This is a genomic window from Halomonas sp. SIMBA_159 (assembly GCF_046536035.1).
Taxonomy (GTDB): domain Bacteria; phylum Pseudomonadota; class Gammaproteobacteria; order Pseudomonadales; family Halomonadaceae; genus Vreelandella; species Vreelandella venusta_A.
Genome location: NZ_JAWJBT010001020.1, coordinates 1 through 256, shown reverse-complemented (window position 1 = coordinate 256; position 256 = coordinate 1). Strand labels below are relative to the sequence as shown.

The window sequence follows — 256 nt, the reverse complement described above, 5'->3', positions numbered from 1 at the left end:
CTGTATACCGAGCCTGGCACAGCAAACACATCCCGGCTGTACTCAGCTGCCAGGTTAGCACTGATCAAAGTACCGCTTTTCAGCGCCGCCTCAACCACTATAGTACCGATACTTAATCCGACTACGATGCGGTTACGCTGTGGAAAAAACTCGGCTCTGGCTTGCACATCCGGAAAATACTCCGATACCAAGGCGCCTTGTTCAGCGATGGTCTGTGCCAATATCTTGTTAGACGAAGGATACACCTGCTCTAAAC

General features: G+C 50.8%; 1 protein-coding gene. It reads right to left on the bottom strand.

Going from position 1 to position 256, the window contains the following annotated elements:
- Positions 1–256: DNA-processing protein DprA (locus R0J87_RS22350; protein WP_498889062.1), on the bottom strand; the 256-nt coding region annotated here is incomplete at both ends.